Annotated in this window: 22 protein-coding genes; 6 read left to right on the top strand and 16 right to left on the bottom strand. The window is 59.2% G+C overall.

What is annotated here, in order from left to right; all coding sequences use genetic code 11:
• Positions 1-22: 22 nt before the first annotated feature.
• Together polA and ACR0NZ_RS13610 are read right to left on the bottom strand one after the other, a co-directional pair.
• On the bottom strand, positions 23-2,824 hold the full coding sequence (polA, locus tag ACR0NZ_RS13615; RefSeq protein WP_480519550.1) for a DNA polymerase I: 2,802 nt from the start codon (positions 2,822-2,824) through the stop codon (positions 23-25).
• Positions 2,825-2,950: 126 nt separating this feature from the next.
• Positions 2,951-3,130 carry a zinc-finger domain-containing protein gene (locus ACR0NZ_RS13610; RefSeq protein WP_480476870.1) on the bottom strand — a complete coding sequence of 60 codons (180 nt, stop codon included), beginning with the start codon at positions 3,128-3,130 and terminating at the stop codon, positions 2,951-2,953.
• Between the two features lie 87 nt (positions 3,131-3,217).
• Between ACR0NZ_RS13610 and ACR0NZ_RS13605 the strand changes: the two genes are divergently transcribed.
• Positions 3,218-4,210, top strand: a complete 993-nt coding sequence (locus tag ACR0NZ_RS13605) for an ABC transporter ATP-binding protein (protein WP_480519739.1) — start codon at positions 3,218-3,220, stop codon at positions 4,208-4,210.
• On the opposite strand, the gene ACR0NZ_RS13600 is transcribed toward ACR0NZ_RS13605, so the two are convergent.
• Positions 4,207-4,671, bottom strand: a complete 465-nt coding sequence (locus tag ACR0NZ_RS13600) for a DUF1203 domain-containing protein (RefSeq protein ID WP_480519548.1) — start codon at positions 4,669-4,671, stop codon at positions 4,207-4,209. The two genes, ACR0NZ_RS13605 and ACR0NZ_RS13600, sit on opposite strands and share 4 nt — an antisense overlap.
• Positions 4,672-4,781: 110 nt before the next feature.
• Between ACR0NZ_RS13600 and ACR0NZ_RS13595 the strand changes: the two genes are divergently transcribed.
• The 3 genes from ACR0NZ_RS13595 to ACR0NZ_RS13585 all read left to right on the top strand — a co-directional run bounded on the left by ACR0NZ_RS13595 (position 4,782) and on the right by ACR0NZ_RS13585 (position 9,254).
• A complete protein-coding gene (locus tag ACR0NZ_RS13595; protein ID WP_480519546.1) occupies positions 4,782-7,700 on the top strand; it encodes an error-prone DNA polymerase in 2,919 nt (972 codons plus the stop codon).
• Between the two features lie 48 nt (positions 7,701-7,748).
• Positions 7,749-8,162: a group III truncated hemoglobin gene (locus tag ACR0NZ_RS13590; RefSeq protein WP_480519544.1), complete on the top strand. Its 414-nt coding sequence runs from the start codon at positions 7,749-7,751 to the stop codon at positions 8,160-8,162.
• 153 nt (positions 8,163-8,315) lie between these two features.
• Positions 8,316-9,254 (top strand): DMT family transporter, encoded by a 939-nt coding sequence (locus tag ACR0NZ_RS13585; protein ID WP_480519542.1) that lies wholly within the window; start codon positions 8,316-8,318, stop codon positions 9,252-9,254.
• A gap of 44 nt (positions 9,255-9,298) precedes the next feature.
• On the opposite strand, the gene ACR0NZ_RS13580 is transcribed toward ACR0NZ_RS13585, so the two are convergent.
• Together ACR0NZ_RS13580 and ACR0NZ_RS13575 are read right to left on the bottom strand one after the other, a co-directional pair.
• Positions 9,299-10,024: an NYN domain-containing protein gene (locus ACR0NZ_RS13580; RefSeq protein ID WP_480519540.1), complete on the bottom strand. Its 726-nt coding sequence runs from the start codon at positions 10,022-10,024 to the stop codon at positions 9,299-9,301.
• A gap of 95 nt (positions 10,025-10,119) precedes the next feature.
• Positions 10,120-11,232: an S-(hydroxymethyl)glutathione dehydrogenase/class III alcohol dehydrogenase gene (locus tag ACR0NZ_RS13575; RefSeq protein ID WP_480519538.1), complete on the bottom strand. Its 1,113-nt coding sequence runs from the start codon at positions 11,230-11,232 to the stop codon at positions 10,120-10,122.
• Between the two features lie 130 nt (positions 11,233-11,362).
• On the opposite strand from ACR0NZ_RS13575, the gene ACR0NZ_RS13570 reads away from it, so the two are divergent.
• Entirely contained in the window at positions 11,363-11,653 is a 291-nt protein-coding gene (locus tag ACR0NZ_RS13570; RefSeq protein ID WP_480474470.1) for an I78 family peptidase inhibitor, read from the top strand.
• Positions 11,654-11,719: 66 nt separating this feature from the next.
• On the top strand, positions 11,720-13,372 hold the full coding sequence (locus ACR0NZ_RS13565) for a DUF6504 family protein (protein WP_480519536.1): 1,653 nt from the start codon (positions 11,720-11,722) through the stop codon (positions 13,370-13,372).
• Positions 13,373-13,454: 82 nt separating this feature from the next.
• Here ACR0NZ_RS13565 and ACR0NZ_RS13560 read toward each other — a convergent pair whose 3' ends face one another.
• From ACR0NZ_RS13560 to ACR0NZ_RS13510, 11 genes are all read right to left on the bottom strand, one after another.
• Entirely contained in the window at positions 13,455-13,679 is a 225-nt protein-coding gene (locus tag ACR0NZ_RS13560) for a hypothetical protein (RefSeq protein ID WP_480519534.1), read from the bottom strand.
• A gap of 263 nt (positions 13,680-13,942) precedes the next feature.
• Positions 13,943-14,395 (bottom strand): SRPBCC family protein, encoded by a 453-nt coding sequence (locus ACR0NZ_RS13555; protein WP_480474467.1) that lies wholly within the window; start codon positions 14,393-14,395, stop codon positions 13,943-13,945.
• Positions 14,396-14,494: 99 nt separating this feature from the next.
• Positions 14,495-15,307, bottom strand: coding sequence for an XdhC family protein (locus ACR0NZ_RS13550; RefSeq protein ID WP_480519532.1), 813 nt, complete (start codon positions 15,305-15,307; stop codon positions 14,495-14,497).
• Between the two features lie 13 nt (positions 15,308-15,320).
• Entirely contained in the window at positions 15,321-16,511 is a 1,191-nt protein-coding gene (locus ACR0NZ_RS13545) for a vWA domain-containing protein (RefSeq protein ID WP_480519737.1), read from the bottom strand.
• Positions 16,511-17,377, bottom strand: coding sequence for an AAA family ATPase (locus ACR0NZ_RS13540; RefSeq protein ID WP_480519530.1), 867 nt, complete (start codon positions 17,375-17,377; stop codon positions 16,511-16,513). Before ACR0NZ_RS13540 ends, ACR0NZ_RS13545 begins: the two co-directional genes overlap by 1 nt.
• A 104-nt stretch (positions 17,378-17,481) precedes the next feature.
• Positions 17,482-19,899: an aerobic carbon-monoxide dehydrogenase large subunit gene (locus ACR0NZ_RS13535; RefSeq protein ID WP_480519528.1), complete on the bottom strand. Its 2,418-nt coding sequence runs from the start codon at positions 19,897-19,899 to the stop codon at positions 17,482-17,484.
• The gene (locus tag ACR0NZ_RS13530; RefSeq protein ID WP_480519526.1) at positions 19,896-20,390 is read right to left on the bottom strand and encodes a (2Fe-2S)-binding protein; all 495 of its coding nucleotides are present in this window, start codon (positions 20,388-20,390) and stop codon (positions 19,896-19,898) included. Before ACR0NZ_RS13530 ends, ACR0NZ_RS13535 begins: the two co-directional genes overlap by 4 nt.
• A 14-nt stretch (positions 20,391-20,404) precedes the next feature.
• On the bottom strand, positions 20,405-21,238 hold the full coding sequence (locus ACR0NZ_RS13525) for an FAD binding domain-containing protein (RefSeq protein WP_480519524.1): 834 nt from the start codon (positions 21,236-21,238) through the stop codon (positions 20,405-20,407).
• Positions 21,239-21,377: 139 nt separating this feature from the next.
• Complete coding sequence (locus tag ACR0NZ_RS13520; RefSeq protein ID WP_480519522.1) at positions 21,378-22,466, bottom strand: MHYT domain-containing protein; 1,089 nt, start codon at positions 22,464-22,466, stop codon at positions 21,378-21,380.
• 85 nt (positions 22,467-22,551) lie between these two features.
• Complete coding sequence (locus ACR0NZ_RS13515) at positions 22,552-24,045, bottom strand: heme biosynthesis HemY N-terminal domain-containing protein (RefSeq protein ID WP_480519520.1); 1,494 nt, start codon at positions 24,043-24,045, stop codon at positions 22,552-22,554.
• Positions 24,046-24,055: 10 nt separating this feature from the next.
• On the bottom strand, positions 24,056-25,160 hold a 1,105-nt coding region (locus ACR0NZ_RS13510), incomplete at its 5' end, for a COG4223 family protein (protein ID WP_480519518.1).

The raw sequence follows: 25,160 nt of genomic DNA, 5'->3' as shown, positions 1-25,160 counted from the left end.
CGAGACCTGATGAACAACGCCGCTAGTGCGCCTCGGCCCAGTTCGCCCCCTTCCCGGCATCCACGACCAGCTTCACATCCAGCTTGACCGCAGGATCCGAGGCGCCCTCCATCACGTCACGGGCCACGTCGATCACCTGATCCACCGCATCTTCGGCCACCTCGAACAACAACTCGTCGTGAACCTGCAACAGCATCCTGGCAGGCAATCCGGCGATCGCGTCCGGCATTCGCACCATCGCGCGCCGGATCACATCCGCCGCAGTACCTTGAATTGGTGCATTGATCGCCGCGCGGCGCGAGAACCCGGCATGTGGCCCCTTGGCATTGATCTCGGGCGTGTGGATCTTGCGCCCGAACAGGGTTTGCACATAGCCGTGCTCTTTCGCGAATTCGACTGTGTCGTCCATATAGCGGCGAATGCCTGGGAAACGTTCGAAATAACGATCAATAAAGCCCTGCGCTTCGGCCCGTGGAATACGCAGGTTCCGGGCCAGTCCAAAACCCGAAATGCCGTAGATCACACCGAAGTTGATTGCCTTTGCCTGACGGCGGATATCAGGCGTCATCTCACCCAACGGCACATCAAACATTTCGGACGCAGTCATGGCGTGAATATCCAGCCCGTCCGAAAACGCCTGTTTCAGAGCCGAAATATCAGCGATATGGGCCAGAATCCGCAACTCGATCTGGCTGTAGTCGAGGCTGACCATCACATTGCCCGGCTCGGCGATGAATGCCTCACGAATACGCCGCCCTTCTTCTGTCCGCACCGGAATGTTTTGCAGGTTCGGATCGGTCGAGGCCAGACGCCCCGTGTTCGCTCCGGTGATCGAATAAGACGTATGCACCCGGCCTGTGTCGGGGTTGATATGGGTCTGTAGCGCATCGGTATAGGTCGATTTCAGCTTGCTCAGCTGCCGCCAGTCCAGAACACGGCGCGGCAACTCGTGTTCGGTTGCGAGGTCTTCCAGAATATCTGCCCCGGTCGAGTATTTCCCGGTCTTGCCTTTCTTCCCGCCTTCCAGACCCATCTTGTCGAACAGGATTTCGCCCAGCTGAGCGGGTGATCCGACATTAAAGCTTCCCCCGGCCAACTCGTGAATTTCAGCCTCTAACCCGGCCATTTTCTGGGCAAATGCGTTGGACATCCGGCTCAGGACATCTCGGTCGACCTTGATGCCATGCATCTCCATCTCGGCCAGCACCGGCACAAGCGGCCGTTCCAGCGTCTCATAGACCGTTGTCACCTGCGCCCGATGCAATTGCGGTTTGAACAGCTGCCACAAACGCAGGGTGATGTCCGCATCCTCGGCGGCATAGGCCGTGGCCTCGTCAATCGCGACCTTGTCGAAGGTGATTGCCGACTTCCCCGACCCCAGCAGCGGTTTGATCGGGATCGGTGTGTGGCTCAGATAACGTTCGGACAGAGTGTCCATCCCATGCCCATGCTCACCGCCATGCATGGCGTAGGACATCAGCATCGTATCGTCGAGGGGTGCCACGTCGATGCCATGCCGCCTGAAGATCTTGGCATCATATTTCATGTTCTGCCCGATCTTGAGGACCGACGGATCCTCGAGCATCGGTTTCAAAAGCCTCAGGGCTTCTTCCAATGGCATCTGCCCCTCGGCCAAAGCATCCGACCCAAACAGATCATCCGCTGATCCATCGCGGTGGGTCAACGGGATGTAACAGGCTTCTCCGGCCTCGACACACAGCGAAATACCCACCAGACCGGCAATCATCTCGTTCAGGCCCGTGGTCTCTGTGTCTACAGCAACCCAACCACGCTCATAGGCCTGGTCAATCCACTTTTGCAGGGCCGCTGCATCACGCACGCATTCGTATTTCGAACTGTCAAACGGGATCACCTCGGCCTCGACCTCTTCCACCGCTGGCGCAGGGGCGTCGGCAATCACCGGAGCCTCAACCCCCAGCTTGTCAGCGATACGCTTGGTGAGGGTGCGGAACTCCATCTCGGCCAGAAACGCCAACAGCGTGTCTGCATCGGGGTCCCTCACCTCAAGGTCATCCAAGGTGAAATCCAGCGGAGTATTCTCATCCAGTTGAACCAGTTTCTTCGAAAGCTCGATCTGGTCTCGCATTTCGATCAGGGTCTGGCGGCGTTTGGGCTGCTTGATCTCATCTGCCCGGTCCAGCAGGGTTTCCAGGTCGCCGAATTCATTGATCAGCAAGGCCGCCGTCTTGACCCCGATCCCCGGCGCGCCAGGAACATTGTCGACGCTATCACCAGCCAACGCCTGAACATCGACCACACGTTCCGGTCCGACCCCGAACTTCTCGACCACGCCATCCCGGTCAATGCGTTTGTTCTTCATCGCATCCAGCATTTCGACGCCGTCACCGACCAACTGCATCAAGTCCTTGTCGGAACTCACGATGGTCACGCGGCCACCGGCATCCCGTGCCTGAACAGCGAGGGTCGCGATGATGTCGTCAGCCTCATAGCCCTCCATCTCCTTGCAGGCGATGTTGAACGCTTTCGTCGCCTCACGGGTCAGTGGCATCTGTGGGCGCAGGTCCTCGGGCATCGCCTCGCGGTTGGCTTTGTAGAGGTCGTAAAGATCGTTCCGGAAGGTATGGGAGCCCTTATCAAAGATCACCGCCACATGGGTCGGCGCATCTGGCCCCGTATTTCCCTCGACATATTTCTGCAGCATGTTGCAAAAGCCCGAAACAGCCCCAATTGGCAACCCATCCGACTTGCGGGTCAGTGGCGGCAGCGCATGATAGGCCCGGAAAATAAAGGCCGATCCATCGATCAGATGCAGGTGACACCCATTTCCGAAATTCGTGGTCATTTCGCGCCCTCTCTGATCATTTGCGAAAACACTAATGCCACGGGCGCAACGATAGAGCCACCCGCACCGCGGCCGCAATCTTCATCTTTTCATAAATACTCAATGCCCGCACCGGGCAACACGGGCTCAGGCGTCAGTCTGATGCCCGGCCAGAACATATTTGCAGTCGCAATAGGGGCACTCGACCCAGCCAGTGTCTTCGGGGATCTGCAGCCACACGCGCGGATGACCCAACGCACCTTCGCCGCCATCACAGGCAACACGGGCGGTTTCGACGATCTTGGTTTCCGGCGCTTCGATGGTCACGGCTGGCGATCCTTCTTCGGTTGTCGGCCTCGCGGGCATGTATTAGGTGCGTTTATGAGCGATGATCAAACCGGGGGCAAGTGCCACATGTATGACGCGGCAATCAGGATCGAAGGGCTGCGCAAAACCTATCGCGGTGGCAAGGGTCAGCCCGAGAAACATGCGCTGAATGGCATTGACCTGACCGTCCCGCGCGGCTCGGTTTTTGGTCTGCTGGGTCCGAACGGTGCAGGAAAATCGACCCTGATTAACATCCTGGCTGGTCTGGTGGTGAAATCGGCGGGCCGCGTAGCGATCTGGGGCTTCGATCAGGATCAGAATCCACGCCAGTCACGATCGGCCATTGGTGTGATGCCGCAAGAGCTGAACCTCGACCCGTTTTTCACCCCGCGCGGCGCGCTTGAGGTTCAGGCTGGTCTCTATGGTGTTACGAAATCCGAACGGCGCAGTGATCGGATTCTGGAACTGGTCGGTCTCAGCGACAAGGCCGAGGCCTATGCCCGCACTCTCTCGGGTGGAATGCGGCGGCGGTTACTGTTGGCCAAGGCACTGGTGCATCACCCGAAAATCCTTGTGCTTGATGAGCCGACAGCAGGTGTGGATATCGAACTGCGCCAAATGCTCTGGGCCAATGTTCGCAAGCTGAACGAACAGGGCATGACCATCATCCTGACCACCCACTACCTGGAAGAAGCGCAGGAGATGTGCGACGAGATCGCCATTATCAACCACGGTGAAAAGGTCGCGCAGGACAGCACCGCCAACCTTTTGGGCCGCATGGATAGCCGCACTATGGTGATTGTGCCCGACAGCCCGATCATTGATCTGCCTGCGTCGGAAGGCGTCGAGGCAGCTCTCCGCGATGATGGCAGCCTTGTCCTGCAATACCGCAACATCCAGACCAGCGCCGAGCAGGTTCTGGAATCGGTGCGCGCCGCGAATATCCGCATCCGCGACGTCCGCACCGAAGAGGCCGATCTTGAGGATGTATTCCTTGCCCTGACCTCGTCCCGTACCGAGGATCATCCGGCGGATGATCAGGATCAGCCACGCCGGGGCATCCACCGGGTCAAGCTTTAGGCGCGGTCTATTCGCGCCTGATAGCAGTTATTCCGCGCAGACCGCACGTGAATATAGGCGACGTCGGATCGGGAAAAGATTTCCCTGACTTTTGCGCCGATCTGGTCCGTCGGCGTGACCGCCCCGGTGCCATAGACGATCCTGTCATCCGCACCGTAGCCCTTGATCAGATAGTCGGGCGAGTTGGTCAGAATTTCGGGCAGCGCGTCTTCCTCGTACCGTTCACACGGTGTTGCACACAGAAAGATCGGGCCGGTTTCCGCATAGGGATGTGTCTCTGAAAAGGGCCGATGCGCCAATATCAGCATCTCATCGCCCTCTGGAATATGTCGCAGGCAGTGGCGGCACGGGTTACCTGTACCCGTCGACACAGCGCGCTCCGGCGTTGAACCATATGCATCCGGGCCACCCGCCTGAAGAGCGCGTACATCGTTTGTGGGCAAAGCGGTGATTTTGAACATCTCGGATCTCCTTTTTTGCTGACCATGCCCGTGTGACCGGACCCAATCGACCCGTTTCCTGCGCAAAGGACTCGAAAAAGAACAAAACGTGAATATAATATGGAATCGCCATGTATGCCGAGCTGTCGATCACGTCGAATTTTACCTTCCTCACCGGGGCCTCGCACCCCGAGGAGTATATGGAGCGTGCCGTCACCCTGGGTCTGCCTGCCATTGCGATTGCCGATGACAACTCGGTCGCCGGGATCGTCCGCGCCCATACTCAAGCACGCGAGATCACCCGCAAGGTCCGCGAACGGCTGGCGTGGGAGGCGCAGAACACATCCATCGGTCCACCCTGCCCCGATCACATCCCCAAGCCGCCCTCCTATCCCATCCACGCGGTTCCCCGCCTGATCCCGGCGGCGCGGCTGATCTTCACCGATGCGCCCACTGTCACCGCCTTACCCCTGAACCGACAGGGCTGGGCCAACCTGTGCCGCATCCTGTCCAGGGGTCGCCTGCGCGCCGAGAAAGGCGATTGCATCCTGCACCTGTCTGACCTGCTCGAATTTTCCGATGGCCTCCACCTGCTGCTGTGGCCACAGACAGCGGGCTCTCCAGGCGGCGCGGGCGCGTGGCGGACACAGGCGCAGCAGCTGACGCGCCGCTTTGCCGGGCGGATGCATCTGTTGATGCACCCTCGGTATGATGGCGCCGATGGTTCGTATTTCTCTTTATTAGAGATTGAGGCAAAACAGCTTGGCATCCTCACGCTCGCCAGCGCGACACCGCTGATGCACCACGGCACCCGCCGCAAACTGGGCGATGTGCTGACCGCCATCCGCCTGCGCCGCAAAGTGGACGCATTGGGCCGGGACGCTTTGGCCAATGGTGAACAGCGCCTGCGCTCCGAGGCCGAGATGCTACGCATCTTCAAGGGTCATGAAGGTGCCGTTGCCCGCTCCCATGTGCTCAGCGAAGAGTTGAAGTTCTCGCTGGATGAGCTGCGTTATGAATACCCCAGCGAGGGCAGCGAACAGGAAACCCCGACCCAGCGCCTGCACCGTCTGGCGCATGAGGGGCTCAAATGGCGCTATCCCGCCGGGGCGTCCGAAAAGGCGAAAAAAATGCTGGCGCATGAGCTGACGCTGATCGGCAAGCTGAAATACGAACCCTACTTCCTGACCGTCCGCGATATCGTCCATTTCGCCCGCTCTCGCAGCATCCTCTGCCAGGGGCGCGGGTCAGCGGCCAACTCGGTCGTCTGCTTTTGCCTCGGCATCACCGAGGTCAGCCCCGAGATGGGCACCATGGTGTTTGAACGCTTCGTCTCCGAGGCGCGCGATGAACCGCCAGACATAGACGTCGATTTCGAACATGAACGCCGCGAAGAGGTGATCCAGCACATCTATGACCGCTATGGCCGCGAACGCGCAGGCCTTTGCGCCACTGTCGTGCATTATCGCGGCAAACGCGCAATTCGCGAGGTTGGACGCGCCATGGGCCTGACCGAAGATACGATCTCGGCGCTTTCCTCACAGCTTTGGGGCTTTTTCTCGGCCTCGGGGCTTGAGGCACAACGGATGCGCGAAATTGGCCTCGACCCCGAAGATCGGCGCCTGAAACAGACTTTAATGCTGGTTTATGAGATCGACGGCTTTCCTCGTCACCTCTCGCAGCATGTCGGCGGGTTCATCATCACCGAAGGTCGGCTGGATGAGCTTGTCCCCATCGAAAACGCCACAATGGAGGGCCGCACGGTCATCTGCTGGGACAAGGACGATATCGACAGTCTTGGCATCCTCAAGGTCGATGTCCTCAGCCTCGGGATGCTCACCTGCATCCGCAAGGCGTTTGACCTGATCGGCCAGCATCACCAGACCAGCTACACCCTTGCCACCCTGCCGCCCGAGGATCCGGTGGTCTATGACATGCTCTGCAAGGCGGACAGCATCGGCGTGTTTCAGGTGGAATCACGTGCACAGATGAACTTCCTACCGCGAATGCGGCCGCGTAATTTCTATGATCTGGTGATCGAGGTTGCCATCATCCGCCCCGGCCCCATTCAGGGCGACATGGTCCACCCCTATATCCGCCGCCGTAATGGCGAGGAGGAGGTCTGCTTCCCCTCGGACGCGCTGGGCGAGGTATTGGGCAAAACGCTGGGTGTGCCGTTGTTTCAGGAACAGGCGATGCAGATCGCCATTGTCGGCGCGGGCTTCACCCCGGAACAGGCCGATCGGCTGCGGCGGTCGCTGGCAACCTTCAAGAAACATGGCAATGTCAGCGAATTCCGCGCGCTCTTTTTGCGCGGGATGAAACGCAACGGGTATGAACAGGATTTCGCGGAACGTTGCTTTTCCCAGATCGAAGGCTTCGGCTCGTACGGTTTCCCGGAAAGCCACGCGGCCAGTTTTGCGCTGCTGGTCTATGCCTCTGCCTGGATCAAATGCCACCATCCGGGCATCTTCGCCTGCGCCCTGCTGAACTCGCAGCCGATGGGGTTCTACGCGCCGGCCCAGATTGTGCGGGATGCGCGCGAACATGGGGTGCAGGTGCGCCCGGTCTGCATCAATGCCAGCTTTTGGGACAATGTGATGGAGCCTGATGGCCATGGCGGTCTGGCGCTGCGGCTGGGCTTTCGCCAGATCAAGGGCCTGAGCGAGGAAGACGCCAGCTGGCTGACCGCCGCACGCGGCAATGGCTACACCCAGGTCGACGATGTCTGGCGCCGCGCAGGCCTTGGGCCGTCGGTGATCGAACGGCTGGCCGAGGCTGATGCCTTCGCCGCCTGCGACCTGACCCGGCGCGAGGCGCTCTGGCAGGCCAAGGCAATTGCCACCGCCAAACCTCTGCCACTGTTCTCGCAGGACTTGGAGGGCGAGGCGCTGGATGAACCCAAGGCTTACCTGCCACAGATGACGCTGGGCGAGCAGGTGGTCGAAGATTACGTCGCCACCCGCCTCAGCCTGCGGGCGCACCCGGTGGCCCTGCTGCGGCATCTGCTGACGCCGGATGGGCGCGACAAAACCACCTCTGTTCCGTAACGCCGGAACACCCTATCTGCCGAAAACAGAGTCGAAATTCAGGCTGTCATGACCAGACCCATCCTTCCCCCGCGCTTTCCCGCGACGCCCGAGCAAATCAACGCGCAAGTTCGCGCCTTTTATGCCCGTGTCCGGCAAGACGCGGTACTTGGGCCCGTATTCGCAAACCACGTCACCGACTGGCCCGCGCATGAGGACAAGATCGCCGCCTTCTGGCGCAATGCCATCCTGTATGAGCGCTGCTATGACGGTAATCCGCAACGGGTCCATATCGAACGGCCCGATGTGAAACCGGAGTTCTTTGCCCATTGGCTGGATCTGTTCGAAGAGGTCGCCACCCGGACCCTGCCCGCGGAAACGGCCACCCCATGGGTCGTCTTGGCCCGCCGCATCGGTGTCGGCATGAAGGCAGGTGTTCAATCCGCACGACAGCCCAAAGATGCGCCGCCGATCCTGCGATGATCCCAGATCATGGTAGTTTTGACATGTTAGCGGTAAAATAAGGGCTATTCGTGCCCTCAGAATAGGGTTAAGCAGCAATAAAGACAGCCAGGAACCCTGCCTGCGCTGCCACGATGTATCGTCACCACACCAACATAGGCCGAGGCCGGATCGATGAGCGCTCAAAACAACACCCTTCGGGGGCTTGGCTATGCATTTCTGGGATTTGCCGTCTTTGCCAGCCACGATGCGCTGATCAAGGTGCTGGGCGGCACCTATTCAGTGATGCAGATCATCTTTTTTGCCACGCTGTTTTCTTTCGTTCCAATGGCGGTCACGATCCTGACCGACCGAACGACGGGGAACTTTCTGCCGCATCACCCATGGCTGGTATTGCTGCGCTCGGGCCTGATGGTTACGGCCATGTCCTGCGCATTTTACGCGTTTTCGGTTCTGCCACTGGCCGAGGTCTATTCCCTGCTGTTTTCATTCCCACTGATCGTCACGGTGCTGTCGATCCCGATTTTGGGGGAAGTCGTCCGCGCCCAGCGCTGGGCTGCGGTTGGCGTCGGCCTGATTGGCGTCCTGATCGTTCTGCGCCCCGGTACAACGGATATCACACTAGGCCATATGGCCGCCCTGATGGCCGCCTTTTGCAGCGCCTTCGCCTCGGTTCTGGTGCGCAAGATCGGGAATGAGGAACGCTCGGCCGTGCTGATCCTCTATCCTATGCTGCTGGCTATCGTTGTGATGAGCCTTGCCCAACCGGCTGTATATCAGCCGCCTTCCCTGCTGCATCTGGCGATGATGGCATTGGTCGGGGTGTTCTCGGTCATCGCCCAACACCTGATCATTCTGGCCTACCGCGCCGCGCCTGCCGGTGTTGTCGCCCCCAGCCAGTACAGCCAGATCATCTGGGCGACGCTGTTTGGCATGATCTTCTTCGACGAGCGCCCTGACATCTGGGTCGCCGTCGGTGCCAGCATCATCATCGCGTCCGGCGTCTATGTTGTTTGGCGAGAAAGCCGGGCCAACACCACCTCGGTCAACACCCCGGTTCTGCGGGTTCGTTCACCCCGGGCAGACACAGGGGCAACACGGCCTGGAAAGTAGGTCATGATTAATAGTGGAAATCATCATAAACACAAAAAACGCAGTCAGCTGGCTTTGAGCCTGATCCTGAAGCCACCGTTTATTCCTTCTTCTTCGAATTTTCCCGTTGCACGCACCAAATCGCTCAGCTTCGCGTAGCCGTAGGAACGGGGATCGAAGTCAGTGTATATTTTGCTAAGCTGGCTTCCCACTTGCGCCAGCTTAACCCATCCATCCGGCTCATCGGCGTTTTGAACAACGTTGCGAATGAGCTGGTATGCATGATTCAATTCTTTCCTTTGCTTTGAGCTTTCGGTCTTCTTTGCCTGTAGGGCATCCTCCGCTTGTTTCTCGATGTTTTCTATATAAATAAACCTGTTGCAGGCAGCGACAAATGCTTTGGGCGCTTTACGTTCCCCGATACCAAAAACGTCTAGCCCCTGCTCACGGATGCGGCTGGCAAGGCGCGTAAAATCACTATCTGAAGACACCAGAACAAATCCACTGAACCGATTGCTGTGAAGGATATCCATCGCGTCAATAACAAGAGCTATGTCGCTGGAGTTCCTTTTGGATGTGTTAGCGAATTGCTGGTGTGGAACAATGGCGTATTGCGCCAAAGATTTGCAGTCCCATCCTTGGGGCGACCCACCGGAAAAATCTCCGTAAATCCGTCTTAACCCCGCCTCACCTAAAGTGGCGATTTCTTCAAAGATCCCAGCGGCATGCTTTGCAGGCACATTTTCAGCATCAATCAAAACCGCTAGCCGGTCCGTATCCCCTTTAGTCAAATCAATTCCTCAACACAAAATTTAATTCGTAATGAGGAATGTAGGAACGAAAAAAGGCGGGCAAAAGACCGCCTTGCGCAATTATTTCAATTTTATCAATAGATAACCACCGAGCGAATGCTTTCGCCCTTATGCATCAGGTCGAAGCCGTGGTTGATGTCGTCCAGACCCATGGTGTGGGTGATCATCGGGTCGATCTCGATCTTGCCTTCCATGTACCAGTCGACGATCTTGGGCACGTCCGTGCGCCCACGCGCACCACCAAATGCGGTACCGCGCCACGAACGGCCGGTGACCAGCTGGAATGGCCGGGTCGAAATTTCGGCCCCTGCAGGTGCCACGCCAATGATGATCGACTCACCCCAGCCCTTATGCGCCGATTCAAGTGCTGCACGCATCACGCCGACATTGCCTGTGGCGTCAAACGTATAATCCGCACCGCCCTTGGTCAGGTTGATGAGATACGGCACCAGATCGCCTTCAACCTCTGACGGGTTCACGAAGTCGGTCATGCCGAACCTGGTGGCCATTTCCACCTTGGAGGGATTCAGGTCGACGCCGACGATCTGGTCTGCTCCGGCCAGACGCAGGCCCTGAATGACGTTCAGGCCGATACCGCCCAGACCAAACACGATTGCACGGCTGCCGATTTCCACCTTGGCCGTGTTGATGACCGCGCCGATACCGGTTGTGACACCACAGCCGATATAGCAGATCTTGTCGAACGGCGCATCCTCGCGCACCTTGGCCAGCGCGATTTCAGGCAGAACCGTGTGGTTCGAGAAGGTCGAGCAGCCCATGTAATGCAGGATCGGATCGCCATCCAAGGTCGAGAAACGAGAGGTGCCATCGGGCATCAGACCCTTGCCCTGTGTTTCCCGGATCGCCTGACACAGGTTGGTCTTGGGGTGCAGACAGTATTCACACTCGCGACATTCGGGGGTGTAAAGCGGGATCACATGATCGCCCGGCTTCAGGCTGGTCACTCCTGGGCCGACCTCGACCACCACGCCTGCGCCTTCATGGCCCAGAATGGCCGGAAACAAGCCTTCGGGGTCGGCACCCGACAGAGTGAATTCGTCGGTATGACAGATGCCGGTGGCCTTGATCTCGACCAGAACCTCGCCCGCCTTGGGGCCTTCGAGGTTTACATCCATCACTTCCAAAGGTTTGCCTGCCTGAATGGCGACGGCGGCACGGGTACGCATGCTACTTATCTCCCTGTCACTTTTGCCCCGACCCTGCGTCAATTACAGGGTGTTTTCAACCGTGCTTTCATGGCAGGTTGGCTAATTAATTGATATTGCAGAAACGACATTGCCAGAATGAGGAACGCCAATGCATCGATTTTTCCCGATCCTGATCTTTCTGGCGGCCTGCGCTGAGACCCCGCCCGCGCCCGAAGACGCTTTGCTGCCACCGGAACCTGCCCCGGTCGATCTGGCCTTTTGTCAGGGCGAAGATTTTTCGGATACCGTTGGCCAGCCTGTTTCAACCATTCAGGCAAACCTGCCCGCGCGGTCGCGCGTGCTGGGGCCGGATGACATCGCCACGCAGGATTACCGCATCGACCGGCTAAACGTATACGTGAATGGTGACGGGATCATCCAGCGGCTGACCTGCGGATAAGGGCGGACTCGACTCAGGCATCGATTCTCACCTAAGAACAAAGTAAGAACATTGTGGTGCCTGCAAATGCCCAAACGCCGAATACTTTCGCTATGGTTCCCTCGCCTGGGGGCTGAACGGCTGATCCGCGCTGCACGGGGGCTGCATACCGGACCTTTGGCCATCGTGGCCGAGCAGTCGAACATGCAGGTTATTACCTCAGTGAATGCCGATGCGCAGGCTGCCGGGCTGCGCGTAGGCCAGCCGGTGCGGGATGCTCATGCCATGTGTGCCAACCTGATCACGCGCCACCGTAACGCCCCAGCCGAAGCCGCGTTCCTGGCCGCATTGCGTCGCTGGGCGGGAAAGTTCAGCCCATGGGTGGCCGAAGAGCCCCCGGACGGGCTGATCGTCGATCTGTCAGGTTGCACCCATCTGTTTGGCGGAGAGGAGGCGTTGCTGAACGTTCTTGAAACCGACTGCGCGGATATGGGCCTCAGCGTACAGATGGGCATCGCCGACACGCTGGGCGCAGCCTGGGCTTTGGCGCGCTATGCGGGGCAAGCGGCCACATCCGACCGCAATGGCGACGCCATCAGTCAGGAGGCCCGTGCCACCCGCGCCCGGGCGGGCAAACGGCGGCACTGGACCAAAGGCGGCACCGCGCCGCAAGTGAGGGCCCTGGGCGGAGGCGCGCGGATCGCACCGCCGGGGCAATCTTATGGCGCACTCAGCCCCCTGCCCATCGCCGCGCTGCGGTTGGACGATCAGGTTGTCGTGCAGCTGAACCGTCTGGGCCTGCGCCGCATCGGCGATCTGCTGGGCCAACCCCGCGCCAGCCTTGCGCGGAGGTTTGGGCGCGGGCTGGTTCTGCGGTTGGATCAGGCCATGGGCAGCGCGCCCGAGCCTGTCTCGCCCGCCCGCCCGCCGCATCACTTCGCGGTCCGGATGACCCTGCCCAACCCGATTGGTCTGGTTGAGGATGTCATGGCTGCGGTTGATCGGGTTCTGCCAACGCTTTGCACCAAGCTGGAAGAAAAGGGGCGCGGTGCCCGCACCCTGCGGCTGGAGGCGCACCGTGCCGATCAGGCGGCTGAGGTTATCGAGGTCGGTCTGGCCCGCCCAACTTACGATAAACACCGCATTCGCCCTTTGTTAGAGATGAAAATCGACAAGATCGACGCAGGCTACGGCATCGACATGCTGCGGCTTGAGGCGGTGCAGACGGAACCCATCCACGCCCGTACCGTGGCCGGCCATGCCGAAGCCCGCCGTGTGGCCCGCAACCGGCTGGCGGGCAATACCGCCGTGGATGACCTGATCGGCAAGCTGGGCGCGCGGGTGGGGCTTGAGGCGATCACCCGGCGCCATCCGGCGGCCTCGCACATCCCTGAGAAAACGGCGCAAACGCTGGCGGCGGCATGGTCGGAACCTGCCCGCAACTGGCCTGTGCCGCCACGCCCGCGCCCCCTGCTGATGTGGCAGCCTGAGCCGGTAATGGCCCCGGAAACCCCCGACGTGCCCAGCGCCTTTCGCTGGCGCGGACGTAACTGGCAGCTGGCGCAGGCCACCGGCCCGGAACGGATCGCACCGGAATGGTGGCTGGATGACCCGAACTGGCGCAGCGGCGTGCGGGACTACTGGGTTGTGGTGACACAGCAGGGCGAGCGGTTGTGGCTGTTTTACGGCCATGGCGGAACCATGTCTGCAGGCTGGTTCTGTCACGGGCAGTTTGGTTAGGGTCTATTTCCCTCAGTAAATCTACAGATCCGGCGAGCGGCATTGCCGTTTGTAAATAGCCAATCCCGTCCAGACCTTGCCATCAGAAGAAAATGAACTCGTCCACCGGTATCTGCACCAACCTTCTGGTTGCGCCCGCCATGTTTACACTTGGCCCGTCCGGCGTTGCAGCGTCCTGACGGCCTCCGTCTTCAATTTTCAAACGGGCGCGCTCAATCTCGCCCCACAAGAAAAAAAGACCGTCCCGTTTGCCTACAAGACCGGCAGGTATCGTGGTCCGCAAAACACGAGTTTTTGCCTGTGACATCTGCTCTCTTACTGCCTCCGGTGTTTTCCACCTTTTACAGAAAATCTACCGGTTATTTCGGGAAAAGCCAAATTTTTATGGGCAGAACCCAATTTTCAACCTTCCGTTGACGGGCGTGTTCGCAGCTCTCGCTGAAGAGCGTTGTCTTGACTGAGAATTTGCAGATACCGCCGATTGCCACTCCTTCGGTTGACGGCGGGTTTCCCCGCCTTGTCGACAGTGGTCCCTGCTTTGATAACCTCTAGGCTATGGAACGCTCCGGATCATGCAGCCGACTGCTCTGACACGATCTCTCCGAACCGCGTAAAAAACTTTGCCGACAACTTCTTGGCGGTTCCCGCAATCAACCGACTGCCGAGCTGAGCAATCTTGCCACCAACATCAACCTTCGCCGTGTATTTCAGCACGGTTTCGTCCCCTTCTTCGGTCAACGATACGTCTGCGCCGCCCTTGGCAAATCCAGCCGCCCCGCCTTTGCCTTCACCCATCAAGGAAAACCCATTTGGTGCATTGGCCGTGTCCAATGTGACCTCACCTGCAAAGCGCGCTTTGACCGGGCCTATTTTCAGAACAACTTTCGCCTCAAGCTCGGTTGGTGATTTCTGCGTCAATTCCTCACATCCCGGGATGCATTCCATCAATATGTCGGGATCGTTAAGCGCGCGGTAAACGACGTCCCGTGGCGCTGCGATACGGATTTCATCAGTCAGTTCCATTCAGGTCTTTCCTTTGTTCAACAACATCTTCGGAATACGCACGTTGCAACCTTGGCTATCCTTTGTTCCAGCCACGCAGGCCACATGCGGTAAAGGCGTTCAAGCAAGCTTTTCATCATGCGACACCTTTGCTGCCTTTTCACCGTTCCGCCACATCACGATCTCAGCCAAAATCGACAGGGCGATCTCATGCGGGTCTATGGCATATATGTCCAAGCCCGCCGGAGATTTCAGGCGCTCAACCTTCAAAGGGTCCAATCCCTGGGCGATAAGCTTTGCAGTCAGGGCAGCTGCCTTGCGGCGACTGGCCACCATCGACACGCGTGCCGCATCGGTTTCCAATGCAGCCTTCAAGGCGGACGCATCGCTGCGCCCCTGCGCAGCCACCACGACATAGTCCCGCGGCTCCACGCCCAACACATCGACCTGTTCCAAGGCGAACCGCACATGGTTTCCAGCAATATCAAGCCCATCCTCGACAACCGTACGAAACCCCGCCAAAGATCCATGCGCCGCCAGAGCTTTGGCAATCAACCCCTCGCCGAAAATCACCAGCCGGGGCGCGTGTTGATAGGGCTCGACCAATAGATCAACGGTACCGCCGGACGGGCACCCACTTCTGAATGTTTGTACACCATCGGGATCCGTCATGTTCACCACCTTTTCCGAAGGTTTGATACGGATTATCTGCGGCATTCCGGACGCCCAAGCCTGTTGCGCCGCTGCCCGGACCGCGCGTTGCACACAAGCCCCACCAAGATGACCCAGAATTTCACCCGCCTGGGTAACCGCCGCCTTCCCCCCAGCTTTGGCCGAGGTCGCATCCGCCGTGCGCAAAACCGTCGCCACACAAAAGGCCTCTCCGGTTCCGCGCAGCTGATCGATGGTGTCAAAAATGTCGAAATTCGCCAAGGTCAGACTCCTTTCACAGCTTTTGGAACTGCGGCTCAAGCGCCGCCAATGCATCCAGCGTATTGGCCGGTAAATGCGCATCCAGATAGGGTTCAGCCGCCTGCATCGCTGCCGCAATTGGTTGATAGTCCTTCCAGCCCTTCAAGGGGTTCAGCCAGACGATACGGCGTGCCTTGCGCCTGATACGTGCAAGCACATCCCCCAGAGCCTGCGGATCAGAACTGCAATATCCGTCCGACAGGATCAGAACGACAGTACGCCCGTTCAGTGTCCGCGCGCCGTATCCCGACAGAAATCGCTCAAGACTGCCGGAAATATCGGTGCCGCCGCCGAAGCCTTCGGCCATCAGCGACAATCGACCCGCGGCCCGGAGAGTATCATGGTCGCGTAACGCATCTGTCACCCGCATCAATCGCGTGTGAAACAAATACGCATCTGCTTTGATCCCGCTGCCGATCAACCCTTTCAGGAAAGCCAGAAACACACGTGAGTACACGGTCATCGAGCCGCTCACGTCGCACAATGCCACAATCTGCATCGGGCGCGGCGGCCGCGCTCGGCGATACAGGTCCAGCGGCTCACCGCCTCGCGCCAGACTGGCGCGCTGTATTCGGCGCATGTCCAGAACAGCCCCGCGTAACGCCCGTTTCCGGCGGCGCGATCGCCTGTCCCGAAAAGCCCGCGCCAAGGTCAGCGCGGCTGTTTCAGCCTGCTTTAGGGCCTCTTCGTCCATTAACTCTCGCAAGTCCCGTCGTGACAGGTTGGCCGTTCGCGTGGCGATCAACTTGCCGTCCACCCCTTCGGCTTCCCCTTCGCCGCAGTCAGGCGTAGTGGTCACTTGCGCCGACCCGGATCGTGGTTCGTCTTCAGCTTGAGTTCTGGTCTGCCAGATCATTGGCTTGGCGGACTGCACCCGCACATGCTTGTTTTTCGCTTTTCCCGAACGCTGCGCACCAGCGTTGAACCAATAAGCATCGTACAGTTCATCAAACCTGCGCCAATCGTCCGCGTCTCCGGTCAAGACCGCGCACATGGCTTGCCGGGCTTGATTGGCATCCGTTGCATCCACTTCGGATAGGGCGGCAAGCGCGTCCCCCGCATCCAACGCGCCCAATTGCATGCCATTCATGCGCAGATGCGCTATGAAACCCGACATGCGGTCGGCAAGGCCCAAAGCCCGGGCGGGAAAGCGCGTAACCTGCATCACGCGACCTTTCCGATCAAGCGATCCATCACCTCGGGCGGTGCCGCACTGTAGTCTGCGGCAGTCTTCAGCAAACACACCAGCGTCGCCTGCACGTCTTCGCGGGATTTGGCCAGATCATTGACACCCAACCCGGACAGGGCCGCTGCCCAATCCAGCATCTCGGCGACGCCCGGTTTCTTCTCAAGGTCTTCCTGACGCAGCGCCTGCACAACCCCAATGATCTGACGCGCCAGAATCCCCTCAATTTCAGGCAGTCGTGCCCGCAGGATCGCCAATTCGGTCTCTCTCGAAGGATAGTCAAGAAAGCTGTACAAACATCTTCTGCGCAGCGCATCCGACAAATCCCGTGTCCCGTTGGCCGTCAGAATGACGACAGGCCGAACTTGTGCCTGCACAGTTCCCAGCTCGGGTATCGTGATCTGAAAGTCTGACAGGATTTCCAGAAGGTAGGCTTCAAACTCCTCATCCGCCCGATCAATCTCATCAATCAACAGAACCGGAGGTTTTGTTTCCGAGATAGCCTCTAACAAAGGCCTTTTCAGCAAATATTCATCCGAAAACAGCTGCGCCTCCGCGACGCCACCCTGCGCTTCGCTCGCCCGGATCGCCAATAGCTGTCTTTGATAATTCCATTCATAGATGGCATGGCTGGCATCCAGACCTTCGTAGCACTGCAGACGTATCAAGCGCGTATCGCGCCAGGTTGCCACCGCTTTCGCAACTTCGGTTTTCCCCACACCCGCCGGCCCCTCCAGCAACAACGGGCGCCCAAGTTGTTGCGCGAGATGCAACGCCATGGCCAACCGATCATCGGCAACATAGCCCTGCGCGACCAACCCGTTCTGCACATCTTTCAAGGTCAAAACCAGGATCCTATCTTCATCTGGCCCCAAATATCCCGGGGGAGATTCGGAGGGGGCAGAGCCCCCTCCGTCGGTCGGACCGGCAACAGCCGGTCCGATCCCATTCACCCATGCATCCCCAGACCATTGGCAATCTTCCAAATCCGCCAGTGGTCGTGCGGCATATGGCTCTGCATCAGTCCAAAGGGTCGGAACGCGTCATGCACTGCGTTCGAGAACGCGGGCACACCGCCGACATTTGGGCTTTCCCCCACACCCTTTGCGCCAATCGGATGGTGCGGGGACGGGGTCACCGTATGGTCGGTGGTATAGTTCGGCGTCTCCCACGCGGTCGGCAGGAAGAAGTCCATCAGCGTACCGGTTTTCACATTGCCCATGTCATCATAGGCAATCTCCTGACCCATCGCGATGGCCAACGCCTCGGTCACACCGCCATGGACCTGACCCTCGATGATCATCGGGTTGATCCGGGTGCCGCAGTCATCCAGCGCATAAAACTGCCGGACTTCCCATTCACCAGTATCCACGTCAATCTCCATGACACAGATATAGGCCCCGAACGGATAAGTCATATTGGGCGGGTCATAGTAACTGACGGCCTCCAGACCCGGCTCCAACCCGGGAATGGCCTGATTATAGGCGGCGAATGCGATTTCCTTCATGGTCTTGAACCGCTCAGGCGCGCCTTTGACAGCGAAGCGATCCACGTCCCATTCGACATCGTTGTCGTGCACCTCCAGCAGATAGGCCGCGATCATCTGGGCTTTTGCCCGAATTTTGCGGGCCGCCATTGCTGTGGCCGCGCCAGCGACCGGAGTAGACCGGGACCCATAAGTCCCAAGCCCGTAAGGTGCGGTATCCGTGTCACCCTCTTCCAGCGTGATGTCATCGGCGGGCAGGCCGATTTCACTGGCGATGATCTGGGCAAAGGTTGTGGCATGGCCCTGGCCTTGGCTGATCGTTCCAAGCCGCGCAATCGCTGATCCGGTCGGATGAATGCGAATCTCGCAGCTGTCGAACATCCCCAGCCCGAGGATATCGCAGTTCTTCACCGGTCCGGCCCCGACGATTTCCGTGAAATGTGTCAGACCAATGCCCAGCAGCTTGCGCGTTTTTCCTTCCTTGAAATCCGCAATCCGCTGTGCCTGTTCCGCCCGCAGACCCTCATAGTTCACAGCCTTCAGCGCTTTGTCCCAGGCCGTGTGATAATCGCCCGAGTCATATTCCCAGCCCAGCGCGGATTGATAGGGGAACTGATCTGCCTTGATGAAGTTGATCCGACGCAACTCGGCCGCGTCCATGTTCAGCTTGATGGCCAGAACCTCGATCATGCGTTCGATGAAATAGGCAGCTTCGGTCACGCGGAAGGAACAGCGATAGGCCACACCGCCCGGCGCCTTGTTGGTATAGACACCATCCACTGCCAGATAGGCAGTCGGGATGTCATAAGACCCGGTGCAGATATTCATGAACCCGGCAGGGAATTTGGTCGGGTCGGCACACGCGTCGAAACCGCCGTGATCCGCCGTGGTATGACACCACAATCCAGTGATCTTTCCATCTTTGGTGGCGGCAATCTTCCCCTGCATCCAGTAGTCACGGGCAAAGGCAGTGGACATCAGGTTTTCCATCCGGTCCTCGACCCATTTCACCGGTTTGCCGGTAACTATCGAGGCCACCACCGAGCACACATAGCCTGCGTAGGCCCCCACCTTGTTGCCAAACCCACCACCGATATCGGGGCTGATCACGCGGATATTGTGCTCGGCCAGCCCCGAAATCAGCGACACTACTGTCCGGATTGCATGAGGGGCCTGGAACGTTCCGTAGAGCGTCAGCTTGCCGGTCACCTTGTCCATCGACGCCACGCAACCGCAGGTCTCAAGCGGGCACGGATGAGTGCGGTGGTAATAGATCATCTCTTCGGCGACCACGTCTGCCTCGGCCAGCACAGCTTCGGTCGCGTCCTTGTCGCCCTGTTCCCACGTGAAGATGTGGTTGTGATGCTTACGCGGCCCATGTGCGCCTTCGGTCTGACCTTCCAGATCTTCGCGGAGCACCACGTCCGACTTCAACGATTCGAACGGGTCCGTGATAACTGGAAGCTCTTCGTATTCGACCTCGACCAGTTCAACGGCATCCGCCGCGACATAGCGGTCTTCGGCCACGACATAGGCAACTTCCTGGCCTTGGAACAGCACCTTGCCATCGGCAAGCACCATCTGCTTGTCACCGGCCAGTGTCGGCATCCAATGCAAACCCAAAGGCGACAGGTCTTCGGCGGTCAAAACGGCGATCACGCCGGGCAGTGCCAAGGCCGCCTCTTTGTTCACGCTGACGACGCGGGCATGGGCGTAAGGAGATCGCACAAAATCACCAAACAGCATCCCGTCCAGCTTGATGTCATCGACGTAATTACCCTTGCCCTGGGTGAAACGTACGTCCTCGACGCGCTTTCGGGCGCAGCCCATACCTTTGAGGTTGGCAGCGCGTTCTTCGGGGGTCAGAGTCTGGTCGTTCATTCCGCGGCCTCCTTCTGTGCATTGAGCAAATCAGCCGAAGCCGAGATCGCCTTAACGATATTCTGGTATCCGGTGCAGCGGCACAGGTTTCCGGCCATGCCGAAACGGATTTCCTCCTCGGTCGGGTTCGGGTTTTCCTGCAGCAGACGATGCGCCCGGGTGATCATGCCCGGCGTGCAGAACCCACATTGCAGCCCGTGATGTTCGCGGAACATTTCCTGCAACACTCCAAGGCTGCCATCATCATTGGTCAGCCCTTCAACGGTTGTGATCTCAGCACCGTTTACTTGCGCTACAAAGGCGGTGCAGGATTTGACCGACTTGCCGTCGATATCAACGGTGCAGGCGCCGCAGTGGCTGGTTTCACACCCGATATGCGGGCCGGTGATTTTCAGGTCTTCCCGCAGGAAGTGGATCAGCAGCGTGCGTGGCTCGGTCAGACCTTCTACCTGCTTGCCGTTTACGGTCAGTTTGACATGCATTTTAGACATTGGTTCCCTCCCCCTCAGCCTGCGCGGCTTTGCGCACGGTCGATGGCGCGGCGCAGCACCACGGCGGCCACGTGTTTCTTGAATTCGACGGGGCCGCGGTTGTCAGCGACCGGATCGATCGCGTCTAGCATTGCGGCAACGCACCCTTCGACATCGCCACCGGCCAGCGCCGTGCTGGCCTCATCCGACCAGATGGGCGTGTCGGCCAGATTGGTCATCGCAACAGAGGCATGACCGTTGCCAACCATCACAGCCGCGGCGGCGGTCGCATAATCCCCTATCTTGCGCTTTTGCTTTTGATAGGCCTGCCCCACGCCCGTACCCGGTACAGGGATCGAAATCCGGGTCAGGATTTCTTCATCTTCGCGGGCGGTAAAATACGCGGCCTCATAAAAATCACGCGCGGCAACTGTCCGCTTCCCGTCCGGGCCGGACAACTCGAACGAGGCGTTCAAGCACTGCATCAGCCCCGGCATGTCATTGCCCGGGTCACCATTGGCCACATTGCCACCGACAGTACCCATGTACCGCACTTGCGGATCCGCAATCTGAAGAGCCGCCTCGCGGATCAGCGGAATGGCACCGGCCAGATCCCCATGGGTGATCAGCTCGTGCTGCGTGACCATCGCACCCAAAGTAACGGTGTCAGGCCCGACCTCAATCCCCTTAAGCTCTTCGATGGCCTGAAGATCGACCAGATGACCCATCTCGGCCATGCGAAGCTTCATCATCGGGATCAGGCTATGCCCGCCCGCGATCACGCGCGCCTCGTCCCCGTATTCCTGTAGAATGCCGATGGCCGAGGCAATGTCGCCTGGCCGGTGATACTCAAAGCCGGCTGGTATCATGTTTTTCCTCCCTGGGTCCGGGCGATATGCCTTGGGGGACCTGAGGTAAGGAAAGAACGGCGGATTTAACTGATCCAGTTAAGGAAAACGGAGCGCGCGGCTTGTTTCACGAAATGCGAAAGAACTGCACGAGTTGCGCCTACAATCCCAGTGCTTCGCGAATATCCGTCAGGCGGGACCGGCTGACCGGCACCTTGCTCAGCGCGTCAACGCCATCGAAATAGCAGGTGCCATTGTCCTTGTGACGTTCAAAGCGCGAGACGTGTTTCGGGTTCACCAGATAGCTACGATGCGCCCGCAGGAAGCCTTCGGGCAAAAGTCGCGTTTCCGCATCCGTGATCGACCAGGGGCAGAACAGTTTCTCTGCATCCATATAGAGAACCGTATAATGCCCCTCGGCCCGAATGGCGGCGATCCGCGCGGGATGCGCAAAAAAAGTCTGGCCTTCGCGCTCATACGGAACACCAGCGCGCATTGGGGCGGGTTCCGACACAGGTCCCGAGGCAGGTGCAGCCACGGGCTTTGGTTCTATGAACGTGATACCGGTCAATAGGAAAGCGCCACAGATCAGGAAAACGGATACCGTCACCCCCATTGCCAAAACCTGATTATCCAGCGCTGGACCCGCCCCGCCGAGGCTGTCGCTCGCGACGAAATCAGTCAGGCCCGTGGCAACAAAATGCATTGTGAACACCGCCAGTCCGAAACAAACCGTGCCAAGCAGGATGTTCCGTTGTGTCCGGTTGCCATAAGCCACCCAAATTGCAGCCACCGACAAGATTACTGATGCCAGTGCTGACAGAGCAACATCGAAAATGTCATAGACAGGGCGGCAAAGCTGCATACCAGCCATCCCGACAAAGTGCATCGCGACGATGCCCAGCCCGACAATCACACCAGATCCGATCATCGTCTGAACCGAGCGAGGCCGGAAATGCAGCAGCAGCAACGCCAGCCCGACCATCAGGATCGCGACCAGTGCCGACATCAGAGTGATCAGGGCATCATAGTAAAACAGAATTGGCAGTTGCAGCCCCAGCATCGCCACGAAATGCATCGACCAGATGCCGCCGCCCAGAATGACAGCGGCCAATGCCACCACGAACTTGCGCCGCTGGCTATCCAGCCTTGACGCGCCGTGCGTCAGGTACAGACCCGTGAACCCGGCCATGAGCGCCACGGCAAGCGAAGCCACCACCAACCAAGTGTTGTGAGAGTAGTCCAGCATTTGGATTTGAACGCCCTCCCCGACGCGAGGATGACGTTAGCAAACCGAATTGATTGCGACAATTCACAGTTAGCAACAGCAGGGCTCAGACCTGTTTCTGAGCCTCTGCGTCGTCCGCCACCTCTACAGCATCCACTGAGACTTCAACCACATCATCGTCTTCCGCAGGCTCGACTGTTTCGGGTTCTTCGGTCTGGCTCTCAAGTGCACCGACGATCAGGGGCAGCATGTGAACCCCGGTCGCTGTTGCAATCTCGGGTGTCTGTGGCGTTTGCCAACTGAGCGTATCGAAGCTGTGGCAGTTCTGACAAACAGGTCCCCATTCGGGTTGAATGTCATGACAGTTGTCGCACACCCATTGCGGGCCGCGCGGCGCGTTCAGTGCCTTGGCAAGCCAACCTTGGACAACGGCGTCGGTGGCACCCTCGCCGCGTTCAATGGCGGCCATCAATGTATAGGCGCGCGCGTCACCCCGTTTTTCCACGACATCACCCAGGGCACGGCGGGCTTCGGGGAAGTCTTCGGCCACAATGTTCAGTTCGGCCAGGATTAGACGGGTTTCCAGATTTTCGGGATGGGTGCGTGTCAGCGCCGTGAAACGCCTGACCCGTTGTTCCGGGGTTTCATCCGGCGCGATCTCGGCAAAGGCATGGGCCAGATCCGGATGTGGACGAACTTCCCACGCTTTTTTCAGGATTTTGGTCGCTGCCCGGGACTTGCCCTTGGCGATATACGCTCGGGCCGCCATGGCGGCGGCAGGCACCAGGTCGGGCGACAGGCGATTGGCTTCGATCGCGCGCTCCTGTTGCTCGACAGTCGCGCCTTCATCCAGGATTCCCTTGGCTTCGGACAGCGCCAGAACCGCATCGCGGCGTTTGAATACGTCGCGCGGCAGATACCCGGCTTTCAACTTGGAAGTCAGCGTCGACCGGGCACCAGCCCAATCCTGCGCCTTGGTCTGCAATTTCAGCAGTACGTCCTGTGTCTCTTCGTGGCGCGGTTTGATGGCCAGCGCCTTTTCGGCCAGCTTGCGGGCGGTTTCATCATCTCCCTCGGCCAGCTTTTGTTTCATGATACCGCGCACACCGACAAACCGGGTCGCACTGTTTGTCACCAGTTTCTTGTAGGTGTCCGAAGCTTTCTTGGTGTCACCCGTCATCTCGGCAGCCTGCGCCACCAGAAGATCCGTCAGTTCCGGCTTGTTCAACAGCTTTTCGGCTTTACTGGCCTTGGTCATGGCAATGCGCCCCTCGCCCGAGGCCAAAGCCATCAACCCATCGGCCAGCGCCTGATAGCCGCGCTGTTCCCGGCTGCGGTCGAAATACCGCGACAGGGCGGTTTCGTCGCCGTTGAGGAATTTGAGCGTCGCAACCAACAGACTAAGCAGTTTGAAGAACAGCCAGACCGCAAATACCAGAACACCCAGCGCAATCACCGACTGAAGCGGCCCAAGGGTGAATTCCGTGCCCGCGACGGTGATCTGCACCCCACCGCTGGTTTGCATCAGGAAGTGACCGCCCAGCGCCAGCAGGCCGATAATCGCAACAAAAACGAGGATCTTAAACAATGACCACAGCATGGCAGGTCCTTCAGTTCGAGTTCAGGCTGGAAGCCAGCGTATTCACGGCGTCAATGGCGGAGGCTCGTGTCCCGGCCGCCTGCTCCCAATCGGCCATCGCAGCCTGCGCCACTTCGGGAAGTGATTTCAGTTCATTCAACGCTCTGGTCAGGTCGCCATTCGCAAGCTCAGCCTGCGCACGCGACAGAACAGCGTCTGGACCATCACCTTGCTGAGGCGTGACGGAACGGGCACCCGTTTGACGTTGCAGGAAGGCGACCAAACCCGTTCCTTTGTCGGCCTCGCGCGCCTCGGCCAATGCATTTCGCGCCGCAGGCTCGAACGACGCCCGTAGCGCGGTCAGAGTTTCCACGCCTTTTTCCGACGGGCCGGACAGGGCGTCCGGTACATTCACACCGCCTGCCTTCAGTTCAGCAACCAATTCCGAAAAAGGCTGGCCGGTGTCCAGCTGTCCACGCAGACGCGCCAGAATGGCAGCATTCATTGCAGCTTGTGCATCTGCCGAGGCTTTCGCTTCGAGAGCCTGAGCGTCCGAAACCATTTTTTCGACTTCAGCCCGTTGCGCCGCCAGCGAGTCCTGAAGTTTCTTCAGTTCCGCCTCAAACGCGGCGGTTGCCTCGGGCGAGGCAGTGGAGGCGATCGGGGCTTTTTCCAGCGCAGCGACCCGGTCCGTCAATGGCGCGACCTGACCGGACAGCGCATCAACCGAGGATTTTACCGTGCCGAGGTCGCTCTCAACCGGTGTCATCTTGTCCGACAACGTTTTGACCTGATCTGCCAGTCCAGACACATCAGGGCTGTTTGCAAGCGCCTGTGACAGCTTGGCGATCTGGTCCGACTGTTCTGTTAGCTTTGCTTCCAGCTCTGCCAGCGCTCCCGAGTTGTCCGGGCCGGTTGGCAACAGCCCTCCATTGCCCAGCGCGAAACCTGCAACGGCGGCCAGCGCCCCACCCAACAGGGCCGGAACGAAACCGCCGCGTTTTTCAACTACGCGTTCGACGGTCTTTTCAGCGACCGGGGCTTCGGCTTCGGCTTCGGCTTCGGCTTCGGCTTCGGCTTCGGCTTCGGCTTCGGCTTCGGCTTCGGCTTCGGCTTCGGCTTCGGCTTCGGCTTCG

Source organism: Ruegeria sp. AE3 (genome assembly GCF_056542225.1).
This window is presented reverse-complemented; position numbering and strand designations above follow the sequence as displayed.

Coding starts and splice junctions, on each gene's coding strand:
- ACR0NZ_RS13535 (WP_480519528.1), bottom strand. CDS start 19,899: ATGAACGACCAGACTCTGACCCCCGAAGAACGCGCTGCCAACCTCAAA.
- ACR0NZ_RS13515 (WP_480519520.1), bottom strand. CDS start 24,045: ATGCTGTGGTCATTGTTTAAGATCCTCGTTTTTGTTGCGATTATCGGC.
- ACR0NZ_RS13585 (WP_480519542.1), top strand. CDS start 8,316: ATGAGCGCTCAAAACAACACCCTTCGGGGGCTTGGCTATGCATTTCTG.
- ACR0NZ_RS13565 (WP_480519536.1), top strand. CDS start 11,720: ATGCCCAAACGCCGAATACTTTCGCTATGGTTCCCTCGCCTGGGGGCT.
- polA (WP_480519550.1), bottom strand. CDS start 2,824: ATGACCACGAATTTCGGAAATGGGTGTCACCTGCATCTGATCGATGGA.
- ACR0NZ_RS13605 (WP_480519739.1), top strand. CDS start 3,218: ATGTATGACGCGGCAATCAGGATCGAAGGGCTGCGCAAAACCTATCGC.
- ACR0NZ_RS13555 (WP_480474467.1), bottom strand. CDS start 14,395: ATGGAACTGACTGATGAAATCCGTATCGCAGCGCCACGGGACGTCGTT.
- ACR0NZ_RS13600 (WP_480519548.1), bottom strand. CDS start 4,671: ATGTTCAAAATCACCGCTTTGCCCACAAACGATGTACGCGCTCTTCAG.
- ACR0NZ_RS13595 (WP_480519546.1), top strand. CDS start 4,782: ATGTATGCCGAGCTGTCGATCACGTCGAATTTTACCTTCCTCACCGGG.
- ACR0NZ_RS13530 (WP_480519526.1), bottom strand. CDS start 20,390: ATGTCTAAAATGCATGTCAAACTGACCGTAAACGGCAAGCAGGTAGAA.
- ACR0NZ_RS13575 (WP_480519538.1), bottom strand. CDS start 11,232: ATGCGTACCCGTGCCGCCGTCGCCATTCAGGCAGGCAAACCTTTGGAA.
- ACR0NZ_RS13570 (WP_480474470.1), top strand. CDS start 11,363: ATGCATCGATTTTTCCCGATCCTGATCTTTCTGGCGGCCTGCGCTGAG.
- ACR0NZ_RS13560 (WP_480519534.1), bottom strand. CDS start 13,679: ATGTCACAGGCAAAAACTCGTGTTTTGCGGACCACGATACCTGCCGGT.
- ACR0NZ_RS13545 (WP_480519737.1), bottom strand. CDS start 16,511: ATGCAGGTTACGCGCTTTCCCGCCCGGGCTTTGGGCCTTGCCGACCGC.
- ACR0NZ_RS13525 (WP_480519524.1), bottom strand. CDS start 21,238: ATGATACCAGCCGGCTTTGAGTATCACCGGCCAGGCGACATTGCCTCG.
- ACR0NZ_RS13590 (WP_480519544.1), top strand. CDS start 7,749: ATGACCAGACCCATCCTTCCCCCGCGCTTTCCCGCGACGCCCGAGCAA.
- ACR0NZ_RS13520 (WP_480519522.1), bottom strand. CDS start 22,466: ATGCTGGACTACTCTCACAACACTTGGTTGGTGGTGGCTTCGCTTGCC.